Source organism: Nocardia sputorum (genome assembly GCF_027924405.1).
Taxonomy (GTDB): Bacteria; Actinomycetota; Actinomycetes; order Mycobacteriales; family Mycobacteriaceae; genus Nocardia; species Nocardia sputorum.
The window spans coordinates 3989533-4001975 of the sequence record NZ_AP026978.1 but is presented as its reverse complement, the minus strand read 5'-3'; the positions used below and the strand labels follow the sequence as shown (position 1 = coordinate 4001975).

Annotated in this window: 14 protein-coding genes and 1 pseudogene; 6 read left to right on the top strand and 9 right to left on the bottom strand. The window is 68.2% G+C overall.

Annotation, left to right across the window (positions count from 1 at the left end):
• The first annotated feature begins 63 nt into the window (after window positions 1-63).
• Entirely contained in the window at window positions 64-495 is a 432-nt protein-coding gene (locus QMG86_RS17950) for a pyridoxamine 5'-phosphate oxidase family protein (protein ID WP_281873460.1), read from the top strand.
• On the opposite strand, the gene QMG86_RS17945 is transcribed toward QMG86_RS17950, so the two are convergent.
• The 4 genes from QMG86_RS17945 to QMG86_RS17930 form a co-directional block, all read right to left on the bottom strand.
• Window positions 492-926, bottom strand: a complete 435-nt coding sequence (locus tag QMG86_RS17945; RefSeq protein ID WP_281873458.1) for a CBS domain-containing protein — start codon at window positions 924-926, stop codon at window positions 492-494. The two genes, QMG86_RS17950 and QMG86_RS17945, sit on opposite strands and share 4 nt — an antisense overlap.
• A 102-nt stretch (window positions 927-1028) precedes the next feature.
• Window positions 1029-2291, bottom strand: coding sequence for a PucR family transcriptional regulator (locus QMG86_RS17940; RefSeq protein ID WP_281873456.1), 1263 nt, complete (start codon window positions 2289-2291; stop codon window positions 1029-1031).
• 240 nt (window positions 2292-2531) lie between these two features.
• Window positions 2532-2768, bottom strand: a complete 237-nt coding sequence (locus tag QMG86_RS17935; RefSeq protein WP_281873454.1) for a hypothetical protein — start codon at window positions 2766-2768, stop codon at window positions 2532-2534.
• Between the two features lie 223 nt (window positions 2769-2991).
• Window positions 2992-3789 carry an SAM-dependent methyltransferase gene (locus QMG86_RS17930; RefSeq protein ID WP_281873452.1) on the bottom strand — a complete coding sequence of 266 codons (798 nt, stop codon included), beginning with the start codon at window positions 3787-3789 and terminating at the stop codon, window positions 2992-2994.
• Between the two features lie 326 nt (window positions 3790-4115).
• On the opposite strand from QMG86_RS17930, the gene QMG86_RS17925 reads away from it, so the two are divergent.
• Together QMG86_RS17925 and QMG86_RS17920 are read left to right on the top strand one after the other, a co-directional pair.
• A complete protein-coding gene (locus QMG86_RS17925) occupies window positions 4116-4337 on the top strand; it encodes a DUF397 domain-containing protein (protein ID WP_063019990.1) in 222 nt (73 codons plus the stop codon).
• A 90-nt stretch (window positions 4338-4427) separates the two neighbouring features.
• Entirely contained in the window at window positions 4428-5315 is an 888-nt protein-coding gene (locus tag QMG86_RS17920) for a Sco1979 family transcriptional regulator (protein ID WP_281873448.1), read from the top strand.
• A gap of 230 nt (window positions 5316-5545) precedes the next feature.
• Here the strand turns inward: QMG86_RS17920 and QMG86_RS17915 are convergent, their stop codons facing one another.
• From QMG86_RS17915 to QMG86_RS17900, 4 genes and pseudogenes are all read right to left on the bottom strand, one after another.
• Window positions 5546-5773, bottom strand: a complete 228-nt coding sequence (locus QMG86_RS17915) for a hypothetical protein (protein WP_281873447.1) — start codon at window positions 5771-5773, stop codon at window positions 5546-5548.
• 298 nt (window positions 5774-6071) lie between these two features.
• Entirely contained in the window at window positions 6072-6353 is a 282-nt protein-coding gene (locus tag QMG86_RS17910) for a putative quinol monooxygenase (RefSeq protein WP_281881004.1), read from the bottom strand.
• 85 nt (window positions 6354-6438) lie between these two features.
• Window positions 6439-7097: pseudogene (locus QMG86_RS17905) on the bottom strand (SDR family oxidoreductase).
• A gap of 34 nt (window positions 7098-7131) precedes the next feature.
• A complete protein-coding gene (locus tag QMG86_RS17900; RefSeq protein WP_281873446.1) occupies window positions 7132-7641 on the bottom strand; it encodes a DUF2599 domain-containing protein in 510 nt (169 codons plus the stop codon).
• 166 nt (window positions 7642-7807) lie between these two features.
• On the opposite strand from QMG86_RS17900, the gene QMG86_RS17895 reads away from it, so the two are divergent.
• On the top strand, window positions 7808-8917 hold the full coding sequence (locus tag QMG86_RS17895; RefSeq protein ID WP_281873445.1) for a lipase family protein: 1110 nt from the start codon (window positions 7808-7810) through the stop codon (window positions 8915-8917).
• A 10-nt stretch (window positions 8918-8927) separates the two neighbouring features.
• Here the strand turns inward: QMG86_RS17895 and QMG86_RS17890 are convergent, their stop codons facing one another.
• Window positions 8928-9170 (bottom strand): hypothetical protein, encoded by a 243-nt coding sequence (locus QMG86_RS17890; protein ID WP_159849641.1) that lies wholly within the window; start codon window positions 9168-9170, stop codon window positions 8928-8930.
• A 344-nt stretch (window positions 9171-9514) separates the two neighbouring features.
• Between QMG86_RS17890 and QMG86_RS17885 the strand changes: the two genes are divergently transcribed.
• A complete protein-coding gene (locus QMG86_RS17885; RefSeq protein WP_281873442.1) occupies window positions 9515-10690 on the top strand; it encodes a lipase family protein in 1176 nt (391 codons plus the stop codon).
• A 234-nt stretch (window positions 10691-10924) separates the two neighbouring features.
• A complete protein-coding gene (locus QMG86_RS17880) occupies window positions 10925-12325 on the top strand; it encodes a lipase family protein (RefSeq protein ID WP_281873441.1) in 1401 nt (466 codons plus the stop codon).
• Window positions 12326-12443: the final 118 nt, after the last annotated feature.

Below are 12443 nucleotides of genomic sequence, written 5' to 3'. Positions count from 1 at the left end.
ATTATCGGTACGGACTTCGAACGCTTGTCGCGGACAAGGTCTTTCACGACTAACCTGGAACGTATGCCTCTGACCGTGCAAGAGCGTCAAGAGTTCCTCGCGCAGCCGCATGTCGCGGCATTCTCGGTGGCCGCCGGCCCCGCGCGCGGCCCGCTCACCGTCCCGATCTGGTATCAGTACCGCCCCGGGGGCGAGGTATGGCTCCTGACCGGACCGGAGTCGCAGAAGATGCGCTACCTCCGGGAGACCGGTCGTTTCAGTCTGATGGTGCAGCAGGTCGAGCCCACGGTGCGGTACGTGAGCGTGGAGGGCCCGGTCGTCCGGACCGCCCCGATGACCGAGGAGCTGCACCGCGAGATGGCCGCGCGGTACCTGCCGGCCGAATCGGTGGACGCCTACCTGAAGGCGGCCGAGGCCTACGGTGAGCAGGTCGCCGTCTACCTGCGGCCGGAGCACTGGCTGTCGGCCGATCTGGGCGACCCGAGCACGCTCTAGTACCTGCCCTGCAGGTAGTCGACGAGGTGTTCGCGCTCGGTCGCCAATTCGGAGATCGCGCTCTTGACCACGTCGCCGATGCTGACGATGCCGACCAGCCTGCCCGCGTCCACGACCGGCAGATGCCGGATGCGGTGCTCGGTCATGGTGCGGCGCAGTCCGTCGACCCGGTCCTCCGGCGCGCAGGTGCGCACCGCGGCGGTCATGATCGCCGAGACCGGCGTGTCCAGCAGCTCCGCGCCGCGGGCGTGCAGACTGCGCACCACGTCGCGCTCGGAGACGATGCCCGCGATCGTGGCCCCATCGGGAGAGACGACGACCGCGCCGATGTTCCGCTCGGCCAGGGTGGCCAGCAGCGCGCGTACCGTAGTCTCGGGCGCGACCGTGGCCACGTCGCTGCCCTTCCTGCGCAGGATCTCCGAAATTCGCATATTTCACCATCCAGACGTCGCGGCACTACCAGGATCGCAAGTCAGCGCTCCGGTGACCAGCACGAATCCGTTACAGGTCGCGGTTCGGTCACGGGGCGGAGGTCAGAGGCGGCGCGCGACACTGCGGTCCAGATCCCGGGCCAGCAGGGCGATCGCCGCCTGGGAGATGCCCGCCGAGGTCGCCAGATCGATCGAGGTCAATTGGGCGATGCGGCGCAGGCGGTAGTCGACGGTGTTCGGGTGCACGTAGAGCTGGCGGGCGGTGAGCTGCCGGTTCATGTCGTTGCCGAGATACGCGCGCATGGTGTCGAACAGCTCGGGATGGGCGTCGAGCGGGTCGAGGATGGTCGCGATCCGCCGGGTGGCCGGGCCGCTGCGGGTGAGCTGGTATTCCACCGCCAGATCCGACATCTGGTAGAGACCGGGTGGCCGGACGCCGACGCGCACGAGGTTGAGCAGCTCGTGCGCCTGGTCGGCGGATTCGGGGATCTGATCGGTGTCGGTCGGCACGACGGTCGCGGTGAGCGGGACCTCGGCGGCGTCGGCCAGCAGCTCGAGCGTCGCGGCCGTGAGGGTGGTCTCGGCCTCCTCGCCCAGCGGGATGAGCAGTGTGCCGCCCTTGGCGCTGAGCAGGGCGAGCGCGCGGGAGGCGAACACGGTGGCCAGCTCGGACTGCAGCCGTCGCAACTTGCGGCGTGCCGCGACGTTTCCGTCGACGCGCGGGTCGCGTTCGTCCGGATGCTCCGGAATGGACAGGGCGACAACCTGATAGGACTCCGCGATCGGGATGCCGGTCTGCCGTGCCAGAGCCGAGCTGCCGCGACCGCTGAGCAGCGCCGAGGCGAGCGTCTGCGCCGCCGTCTGGTGCTCCTTGGCGACCAGGTGCTGCTCGTCGACGTAGGCGTCGGACACCGCCGCGGTGATCGCCTCGAGCAGTTCGAGCAGTAGATCGGCGGCGACCAGGACCTCCTCCACGTCGTCGGCCTCGGCCGGCGCGGTGACCAGACCGAAGGCCATGCGCAGTCCTTCGTGGTAGGCGCGCAGGATGGTGCTCAGCGGCACGCCTTCCCGCGCCCAGCGGGCGGCCGCCGCGCGTACCGGGCCGAGCTGGCGTTCGTCCGGCACGGTGCGGCGGTCGAACATCTCGGCGGCGAGGTTCAGGCAGCTGCGGGTGAGTTTCGTGACGTCCCCGCGTAATTGCTCGCCGGGCAGGGTGCGGCAGGGAGCCATGACGTTCTCGAAGTATCCGACCATGTGCGAGGCCACGCTGTCGGTGTTCTGCAGGGGCACCGAAGCCGGCTGTCCGCCGATTTCCAGCACCGGGTCGGACGAGTCGGTGGACAGATCCAACGCGGAGTAGGTCATTACGAGTTCGCTCCCAATGCCACGCCAGGCGTGCGAGATATCGCGCCCGGGTCGATCGATCACTATACGAAAGGGGCGTGTGCAGGGGGAGTGATCTGTGAGATCGTCCGGCACTCGGCGCTTTGCCGCGACCGAGCTGATTCGCGCAGCTGCCGAGGGGGCGAAATGTCGCGGTCCCGTCACTGCGATGAAGGGGATGCGCGCTGCGCCGAATGCTTCTGTGCCGAGCGAAGGGTGGATCTACTCGTCGTCCAGCCCGGCTGACAAGTAGGCGGCGGCCGCCAGCCATTGCCTGCACTGCGGGCCGTGGACCTCGTGCGCGGAGAGAATGTCGCGCGCCTGCCGGTAGGTGAGGCCGCGGGGCTCGACCCCGCAATCGGACATGGCGAACTCCGGTGCCGGGTACTGGCGCAAAGGTTCGGCGCCGCCGCCATCGATGACGGCAACCCGGGGGGAAGTTCGAAATGGCTCGATCATTCGACAACCCCTCGCGTCCGACGTGCGGCGAGGAGGTCGACGTGCTGGCGACGCAAGCTCGAACTCCCTGCGTACCTCCCCGATTTCGAGTTCGAGTCTATGCCTCCGTCGCTTGCAAATGCAAGTACATCTGCACGATCGGCCGCTAGAAAACGCGGCGGCGGTCGCCGGTGCGAGACCGGCGCCCGCCGCTGTGCCGCTTGCGGTTTGGTGTCCAGGGGCCTTACGGCTTGCGAGCGACCGCGCCGTAGGCGGAGATCGGCCGGGACTCGCCCACCTCCGCGTCGCCCGCGCGCCACTGCGTGATGGACACGAAGCCCGGCTCCACCAGCTCCAGGCCGTCGAAGACCGCCTTGATCTGCGCTTGCGGGCGGGGGACATAAGGAGTGCCGCCGGTGCCGGTGTAGTTCTCGCACAGGGTGACGTACGCCTTGCTGTCGTCGGTGCCGTCCCACATCACCAGATGGCTGCCCGAGGGCACGGCGTCGAGCACCGTGTGCACGATCCGCAGCAGTTCGTCGTAGCTCTTGGCGTGGCCGAGCACGCCCATGAACATCACGGCGATCGGCTCGTTGAAGTTAAGCACGTGCTTGGCGTCGTTGATGATCCGCTCGGGATCGTGGTAGTCGGCATCGATGTAGGTGGTGACGCCTTCCGGTGTGGTGGAGGTGAGCAGCGCACGCGCGTGCGTGAGCACCAAGGGGTCGTTGTCCACGTAGACGATCCGGGACTCCGGCGCCACGCTCTGGGCGACCTCGTGGGTGTTCTGCATGGTGGGCAGGCCGGTCCCGATATCGAGGAACTGGCGGATGCCGACCTCGCCGGCGAGGTAGCGCACGGCGCGGATCAGGAACTGGCGCGACTGTACGGCCATGGTGGTGATGTCCGGATCGACTTCGATGCCGGCATCGCCTGCGATGCGGTCGATCTCGTAGTAGTCCTTGCCGCCCATCCAGTAGTTCCAGATGCGCGCGGAGTGGGGGATGTCGGTCCGGATGAGAGGGCTGTGGTCTTCGGGCATGGGGTTGTACTCCTCGGCAAAAATGTGTCCGCGACACTGCCGTGCTGGTGGGTGCGTGGGTGCGTCGCGAATGACTGGTACATCCGATGTGCACTGTGACAGTACAAGATTCACTCGTGTCCAGCGGGCTGGATCGGTGAGCTGATCTCGGTGTTCTCCAGGCGAGGCGGGCGTGTTTCACATCCTCGGCCCGCCGGTCGTGATCGGCGGCCGCACGGAGGGCGAACTTCGTGCTATCGTCCGGTGTTGGTGCAGATGCAAGAACGTTTGAACGTGCATCTGCACGAACCGAATCGCCTAACTGCGGTAACCGAGGAGTGGGGAAGATGTCGGATACATCCACCAACGAGATCGTCGGAACTTGGCGCAAGAGTTCCTTCAGTAATGCGAGCGGCAACTGCGTCGAGGTGGCCGAAACGGCCAACGGCCAGGTAGCAGTGCGTAACTCGCGGGACCCGGAAGGCGGGGTCCTGATCTACACCCGTCCGGAGATCGATGCGTTCGTCCGTGGCGCGAAGGCCGGGGAGTTCGACTATTTGACTAGCTGAGCGGTAACATTGGCGGTCGGTGCGGTGTGTTTCGCAACAGGTGGTTGTGACACACTGTGGGCAACCCCCGGAGTATCGGAGACGAACTCGATGATCGCTGAACCCGATGACGATGGTCATGTGCAATCCGTTGTCGCGGAACGTGGTCCGACCGTGCTACGCATCGCATTGGGCGGCCAGCTGCGCAAGCTCCGGGAGAAGAGGAACATCACCCGCGAGGCGGCAGGCGAGGCGATCCGCGGATCGCACGCCAAGATCAGTCGTCTCGAACTGGGCCGTACCGGCTTCAAAGAACGTGACATCCGCGACCTGCTGACCCTGTACGGCGTCCACGATCCGGAGGAGCGCGAGTCGTTCCTCGAACTGGCCAGGCAGGCCAACGAGCCCGGCTGGTGGCATCGCTACAGCGACTTGCTGCCCCACTGGTTCGGTACTTACCTGGGTCTGGAGCAGGCCGCGAGCAAGATCCGCACCTACGAGTCGCATCTTGTTCCCGGCCTGCTGCAAACACCCGAATACGCCAGGGCCGTCGTGGCGCTCGGGTACGAGGACGGCGACATGGATCGGCGGGTCGCGGTACGTCAGCGCAGGCAGGAGATCCTCTTCCGCCCGGACCCGCCGGTGGTCTGGGCAGTGCTCGACGAAGCCGCGCTGGTGCGGCCCGTCGGCGGCCCGCAGGTGCATCGAGAGCAGATGCTGCACCTGGTCCGGCTGGCGAAGCTCCCGAACGTGACGATCCAGGTGCTGCCGTTCACCGCGGGTGAGCACGCCGCGGCGGGGAGTTCTTTCAGCATCCTGCGCTTCGCCGAGCAGGAACTGCCGGACATCGTGTACCTCGAACAATTGACCAGCGCGCTGTATCTCGAGCGGAGGCAGGATCTGGCGCTGTACCTGTCGGTGATGGACCGGCTCAGCGTGCAGGCCGAGCGTCCGGAAAAGTCGATCGAGATCATGCAGAAGTACGCCGACGGGCACTGAGATCGCGTGATACGAACCGAGCGGCCCCCTCCGATATCGGAGGGGGCCGCTCGGTTTACTTTGCTGTCTAATCGCTCGGCGGCGGGTAACCGCCGGAAATACTGGTTTTCCGGTCGGCGCCCGACGTCGGCGACATGGTGGTGGCTGTCCACCGGCGTCGGATGACGCGGAGAATGTGCTCGTGGCACAAAGTGTTAAGTGACCCCGCCGGACTCGGACGGCGGGACGGTCTACTGCTTGATGAAACTGGAGGCGATTCGCCAGAATGTAGCGGGTTGCAATGCCTCGAAATCCCAGTCGTCGGCCATCGCGTGCGCGGTGGTGACGATCCGGTCGATATCGAAATCGTGCCGAGTGGCCGCCCCGGTGGATTCGACGGCATCGATGACGTATGCCACGGCGGTTTCCCGGGAATATTCGGTATCGGTGTGGCCGCTGTGGGCCGGTAATGTGCTCATATGTCTACCGTTCGCTGGCTGGTCGGCCAGTGCGGTGTCGGTTGATCCGAACCGACCGCCGGTAAGTGGATGTTCCATTCGAACGCCCCTGCTTTGTCTGGCGGCGGCAAACCCATGGCGGCTTCGGCCTTCGGCTCGCCCACGCGGCCTCCCCTGGTGGTCCCCTGTAAAGCGTTGCGGGACCGAGTTTATGCCGCTGTACCTTTCACATGCAAGCACATCTGCACGATCGATTGCACGTGCGCAAGCCGTATTTCGCGGCCGGAAGTTTGCGGATGCGGTGCCCGCCGCGGGATATTCAGTCGCGGCCGAAGAGAACGTCCGTGCTGTAGTCGATCTGTGTACCGGGCTCGACGAATTGGTCCGCCGCGGCCCGCCAGGCGAGGAAATGTTCGGTGAAACGATGCGCTTCCGCCGCCTCGTCGTCGGTGTAGAGCTGGTACAGGAAGAAGCGGTGCGGGTCCACCCGATCTGCGCAGACGTCGAAGCGCAGACAGCCGGGCTCGGTCCGTACGGAGGCGTCGGCGCTGCGGGATATGGCCGCCAGGAACTCGGCGCGGGAGCCGGGGCGGATCTTCATCGAGACGATTCGACTGAACACGGTTGTTCTCCCATCGTGACCGTTGCGGTCGATCGGCAAGGGTGGTAACGGGCTGCGCGGCGCCTCAGTCGGCCAGTTGCGCAATTGCCTGGCTAATCGGGGTGTGACCCGAAACAAGTTCGAGGGTCTGCCCGGAGGTGTGCACGGCGGGCAGCAGTCCGGCCAGTACCGCCGCGACATCGGCGCGGGGACATCGCTGCGCCCGACCGGGGGCGGGGCGAGCGTCACCAGCCCGGTGCCAGGGGAGTCGATCAGCCGGCCGGGCCGCAGGATGGTCCAGTCGAGATCCCGGCTCCGCACGTCGTTTTCGGCTTGCGTCTTGGCGTCGATATACGCGGCCCACACCTCGTCGGTACCGGGAGCGGGGGGCCGGCCTGCGCCCATCGTGGAGATCTGCAAGAAGCGGCGCACCCCGGTTCGCTCCGCCGTCTCGGCCAGCCGGACGGAGCCGCCCAGGTCGACGGTGTATTTGCGGTCGGCACCGCTGCCCTGCCCGGCGCCCGCGGCGAAAATCGCCGCGTCGCAGCCTTTTACCACGTCCGCCACTTCGTCGGCGCCCGCATTCTCCAGATCGCACAGCACCGGCTCGGCACCGGTGGCGCGCACGTCGTCCGCGTGCTCGGGATTGCGGATCAGGGCGGCGACCTCGTGGCCGCTCCCGGTGAGCGAGGGGGCCAGCAGCAAGGCGATCTTCCCATGTCCGCCTGCGATGACGACGCGCATGGATCGCTCCTTCCGGTCGGGGCGGCGCCCGCGCTCAGCGCTCGGGGCCGCCGGGATTACAGCGCGCCTCGACGGTGGCCTGGTAGCCGACCGCAGGGCGCCACGGTTCCAGGTTCCAGCTCGGCTTGTCCGGCTGGACCAGCCGCGCCCACGCCCAATGGCAGACGAACTGATCGCGCATGCCGGGAGCCTCGGCGTCCGCCGACCGGTCGACGACCTCCTGCCACGCCCGTTCGTCCGAGCCGGGAAAGGTGGTCCGCCGACCGGCCTGCGTGGGAAAGACGAGCAGTCGCGGCCCGTCGATCGTCTCGGTCCAGGTGACGTGATCGATCAGCGGCTGCCCCGCGTATGGGTCGACGGACGGGATGGCGGCCAGTGGCGTGGAGACCGGCGACAGCGCCGCGCTGGAGGTCGTGGTCGTCGGGCCCGCCGGAGGCCCGGACGCGTCGGCTCCGCAGGCGACCGTCGCGGGTAGCAGGCCGGCCGCGAGCAGAACGGCCGCGCGCCGCCGGGTGCGGAGGCCCTGCGGGTACCGCTGCGCCACGGTCGAACCTCCTGTGTTCTCCTCGGCACCGCTTTCCGGCGTGCTCATCCGAGCCTAGCGAGCCCGCGCCGCCGCGGCGAGGTTCCCCCGGCGAGGCCACCGATTGTGGTGGCTTGCCGGTGGGGCCCGGGGTGGGGATAGTCGGTCGGTGCGATGTGGACGGATCATGGTGGGGGCGGCAGGCGTCGTGGTCTCGGTGACGGTCGCCTTGGCCGGGCCCGCGGGCGCCCGGGTGGGCGAAGCGCCCGGCACCGTGACGGATCTGATGGAGCTGGCGGGGCGGCTGCATGTGGAGGGGGCCACGACCGCCGAACGGCTGACGTATTGGTCGCGTGGCCCGCGCGGGCCGATGCAGAGCACCGGGGTGCTGTACCTGCCCGAAGGCACTCCGCCGGAGGGCGGTTGGCCGATCGTCGCCTACGCGCACGGCACCTCCGGGATCGCCGACGAATGCGCGTTCACGCTGCGACCACGGGACTACTACCTGACATCGGTGTACCCGGACCTGCTGCGCGCCGGATACGCGGTCGTGATCTCCGACTATGTCGGACTCGGCACCCCCGGCGTGCATCCCTATCTGGACGGCCCCGCCCAGGCCCGCAGCATCATCGACGGCGTGCGCGCCGCGCGGGCGGTCGCCCCCACACTGGGTACGCGCTGGGCGGTGTTCGGTCAGTCGCAGGGTGGGCACGCGGCGTTGTTCACTGCCCACCTCGCACCCGGCGACGCCCCGGAACTCGATCTGCGCGGTGCTGCCGCGACCGGCACGCCGTCGAATCTGGACGCGGTGTTCCCGCTGGCCGGCCCCTGGTTGCCGCGGCTGCCGTTGCAGAAGACGACGACTTACTTCGCCATGCTGCTGGCCGGATTGCGGGCCGGCGCGCCCGAGCTGGACATCGACAGCTATCTGACGCCGGTGGGCCGGGACGTGCTGCGCGTCGTGGAGCAGGACTGCGCCACCGAGGCGGACGCCCAGGTGTCCGGGATCGGCATCGGCGCCATGCTGTCGCGGCCGCTGGACGACCCCGCCCTGCTGGCCGCGGTGCGCGCGATGTTGAAGGTGCCGACGAGCGGCTACACCGTGCCGCTGTATCTCGGTCAAGGCCTCACCGATCTGGAAGTGCCCGCGCCCCTGACGCTCGAGCTGATCGCGGAACTGCGCTCTTCCGGCACCGATCTGCGGGTGGGCTGGTATCCCGGCGATCATCTGGGTGCGGCGCGGGAAGCGTTCCCCGACGCGCTCGCGTTCCTCCAGGGTGTGCTCGACCGGCCCTGAGTCCGCTCACTCAGCGCCAGAGCGATCGGCACGGTAGCCTGCGCAGGCCGGGACGAACCTGGCCGTCGACGGTGACGGTGAGCCCGGCGTGGGCAGCGGCCGAGGTGAACTCCCATGCCTCGGTCCTGGTCGCCGCGTATTCGAGGACCAGCGCGTCCTCGGGGGTGGGACCGTCGAAGTAGACGGTGATCCGCTGGTTCGGCGGATCCAGGATGTCGTCGCGGTCGGCGAGTCTGCGCGCAGTGCCGTCCATGCCACCGTCTCCTTCCTGCCGGTGCGGCAGCCGCGCCGGTAGGTCTGACGGTAAGGGGCCGCCACTGCTGAGAACATGTTCCAGGTTATCGGCTGGAAATGTCACAGAACGGACCTCGCGCCGTGGGGTACAGTCACCAGCCGAGGCGCACGGCCGGCACCGTCCGGGCGCTCGAAAGTTGTGAACTGTCAACATGTTCGCGGCGGGCGGTGTTCCGGTGCGGTGATGTTGCCGAGGATGAGCACAGCGTTGAATGATTCAGGAGGCACACGTCGATGAGTCAGGGCCCACGTTCGTTGGGTAGGGGAGTGGGGCGACGACGTCTCGCACGTGCGATCGGAGCGATGGCCGCGGGCCTGGTGCTGGTCGCGAGCATGGCCGGCGCGGCGGTCGGCACGCCGTTGTACCCCGAGCCCGATCCGGATCCCTTCTATGCGACACCCGCGGATATCGCCGACCGCAAACCCGGCGACGTCATCGCGACCAAGGTGATGCCGCCGCTGGCGATCTTCCCGGAGACCACGGTGACCGTCATCCGGTTCCGGTCGACGAGTTCGGAGGGGAAACCGATCGCGGCCACCACCACGGTGCTGACGCCGAAGGCGCATCGCGCCGACGGCCCGCTGCTGTCGTTCCAGCACATCATCAACGGGCTCGGCTCGGAGTGCTCGGTCTCCCGGGTACTCTACACCGGTGATCCGAATCTGGTCGTGCGGGAAGCGCCAGGCTGGAACGTCCTGCTGGCCCGCGGCTGGAGCGTCGCGCTGCCCGACCACCTCGGCCCGAACTTCGCCTACGGCGCCGCGAAACTCGGCGGGCAGATCACGCTCGACGGGATCCGCGCGGTGAAGCAGGTCGCAGAACTCGGTGTGCAGCGCAGCCCGGTGGCGATGGTCGGATACTCCGGCGGCGGAATGGCCACCGCGTGGGCGGCGGCTCTGCAGCCGAAGTACGCGCCGGAACTCGACATCGCGGGCGCGGCCATGGGCGGCGTGCCGATGAACCTGGTGAAGATGCTCGAGGGACTGGGGTTGAATCCGCATCCGGTGTTCGGTCTGGCGTTCGCCGCCGGATTCGGGCTGGAGCGGGAGTATCCGACTCGGTTCCCGCTGAGCGATCAACTGAACGAGCGGGGTCTGGCCGCTCGCGCGCAGATCGCCAACAGCTGCACCAACGACATCCTCGCCACGGGAGCGGGCCGCGGCGCGCTGGACTTCGCCAAGACCACCTCGATGATCAACGACGACACCGCGCGCGCCGTGGTCGAGGAGAACAGCCTCGAACTCTACGACGGCGTGCCGAAGACACCGGTGTTCGAATGGCACTCGCCGATCGACGGCCTCATCCCGATCGACGCGGTGGTCAACACCGACAAGCGGTGGTGTGCCGCGGGCGCCAGGGTGCAGACCGAGGAGATCCCGGTTCCGGACCATTTGACCGCGGCGGTGCTCGGCATTCCCGCGGCACTGAACTGGCTGGACGCCCGTTTCCGAGGGGAGCCCGCGCCGAGCAACTGCTGAGCGACGATACGCGGACGGCCGAACCGGGACCCGTTGTCCGGATACGGGTCTCGGTCCGGTTGTTGCGATATGGATACACGACAACACAACTCGGACGCTTTACTGCGTCCAGTCCGGGGCGCTGACGTAGCCTGACGTCCTGGCTCCCGGTCTGACAGGGGACATTTCGGGGGTCGAGGCCAGTGCGCCCGGGTGCCAGACGACGTTGCCGTTCCGCACCCGAAGGCGTGTGCCATGAGAATCTCGCCTGCCATTGCTGTGGCATTGCTCGCCGCCGGCTCCGTGCTGGCCGTCCCCGCCGCCGCGGAGCCACCGCCCGCCCCGCCGCCGGCCAGCGTGTCCGGCGTCTTCCCGCCCGGCGGACTGTTGCCCGGGCTGCAACAACTCATCGATCAGGTGATCCCGCCGCCGCCGATCGCGCCGCTGCCGGAGCCGGCTTTCCCCGCGCACGAGGCGACCACGCTGTCGCCGTCGCTGGCGGCGCTGCGCACGGCCACGCTGCCCGCGCCCGCCGGCGACCCGATGTTCGACCTATGGCCCGCGAATCTCGGCGAACTGGCCGCGGGTGAGGTCATCGAGGTCCGCGACGTGCGCCCGACCGCAGCGCCGTTGATGCTGCTGCCCATCGAGCGCGCGCTGCTGGTGAAGTACCGGACGACGGACGCCCACGGTGCGCCGTCGTACGCCACTGCGACGCTGATCGTTCCCGCCGCACCATGGCCGGGGCCAGGGCAGCGGCCGGTGGTGGTGAACAACCTACCCATCGACGCCCTCGGCCGTACCTGCACGCCGGGATACACCCTCGCGCACGGCCTCAACCCCGACACCAGCACCACCGACTTCCTGCCGCCCACGACGCACGTGGCGGCGCTGCGCGGTTACGCCGTGCTGATCCCGGACCACGAGGGCCCTTCGATGGCCTACGCCGAACCGATCGTGGCCGGACACGCCGTGCTCGACTCGATCCGGGCGGTGCGCGCCCTGCTGCCGGAGGAGTTCGGCGCCGCGCGGTTCGGGCTCGCGGGATACTCCGGCGGCGCGATCGCCACCCACGGGGCGGTGAAGCTGATCGACGGCTACGCACCGGAATTGACGGACGTGATCGTCGGCGCCGCGCTGGGCGGCGTGCCCGCCGACTTCGAGATCCTGGCGCGCAGCATGAACGGCAACCTCGCCTCGGCGATATTCATGGGCGCGGTGTTCGGGATCGGACGCGAGCGGCCGGAGATCCTGGCCGGGATGAACAATCTGGCCCAGTGGGTGGCCACGTCACCGGTGAAGAACATGTGCGGCAGCAGCTTCGGAGCGATCGGCGTGCTGATGCTCCCGATCGACATCGCCGCGAATTTCCCCGATCCGCTGCATTCCGCGCTGGCCGCGGACATCTATCGGGTGACCAAGATGGCCGGCATGAGGTCGGCCACGCCGCTGTTCATCTACAACGGGGAACAGGAGTTCTGGATCCCGGCCGAGGGCGCGCGCAATCTCTACCGGGAGCAGTGCAGGCTAGGGGTGCCCGCGGTGTACCGCAGTGTGCTCGGTGAGCACATCATCGCCGGTGCGCTCGGTTATCCGGACGCCATGATCTGGCTGGACGACCGGCTGCGGGGATTCCAGGCGCCCGACGAGTGCTGACCAGGGGACGGCGCCGGAACGGATCCGGTAACGCGGTGTGCCTGCGTTCGCGATCAAGACGGTGTCCCCTTCGGACCGTATGCCCAGAGTTGGCGAGGGCCTTCCCGCGGCGTGGTCG

Bases quoted from the DNA above. Each gene is read 5' to 3' on its own strand.
- QMG86_RS17915 (WP_281873447.1), bottom strand. From the start codon at position 5,773: ATGAGCACATTACCGGCCCACAGCGGCCACACCGATACCGAATATTCC.
- QMG86_RS17945 (WP_281873458.1), bottom strand. From the start codon at position 926: ATGCGAATTTCGGAGATCCTGCGCAGGAAGGGCAGCGACGTGGCCACG.
- QMG86_RS17895 (WP_281873445.1), top strand. From the start codon at position 7,808: ATGGTGGGGGCGGCAGGCGTCGTGGTCTCGGTGACGGTCGCCTTGGCC.
- QMG86_RS17920 (WP_281873448.1), top strand. From the start codon at position 4,428: ATGATCGCTGAACCCGATGACGATGGTCATGTGCAATCCGTTGTCGCG.
- QMG86_RS17885 (WP_281873442.1), top strand. From the start codon at position 9,515: ATGGCCGCGGGCCTGGTGCTGGTCGCGAGCATGGCCGGCGCGGCGGTC.
- QMG86_RS17950 (WP_281873460.1), top strand. From the start codon at position 64: ATGCCTCTGACCGTGCAAGAGCGTCAAGAGTTCCTCGCGCAGCCGCAT.
- QMG86_RS17890 (WP_159849641.1), bottom strand. From the start codon at position 9,170: ATGGACGGCACTGCGCGCAGACTCGCCGACCGCGACGACATCCTGGAT.
- QMG86_RS17935 (WP_281873454.1), bottom strand. From the start codon at position 2,768: ATGATCGAGCCATTTCGAACTTCCCCCCGGGTTGCCGTCATCGATGGC.
- QMG86_RS17930 (WP_281873452.1), bottom strand. From the start codon at position 3,789: ATGCCCGAAGACCACAGCCCTCTCATCCGGACCGACATCCCCCACTCC.
- QMG86_RS17940 (WP_281873456.1), bottom strand. From the start codon at position 2,291: ATGACCTACTCCGCGTTGGATCTGTCCACCGACTCGTCCGACCCGGTG.
- QMG86_RS17925 (WP_063019990.1), top strand. From the start codon at position 4,116: ATGTCGGATACATCCACCAACGAGATCGTCGGAACTTGGCGCAAGAGT.
- QMG86_RS17880 (WP_281873441.1), top strand. From the start codon at position 10,925: ATGAGAATCTCGCCTGCCATTGCTGTGGCATTGCTCGCCGCCGGCTCC.
- QMG86_RS17910 (WP_281881004.1), bottom strand. From the start codon at position 6,353: ATGAAGATCCGCCCCGGCTCCCGCGCCGAGTTCCTGGCGGCCATATCC.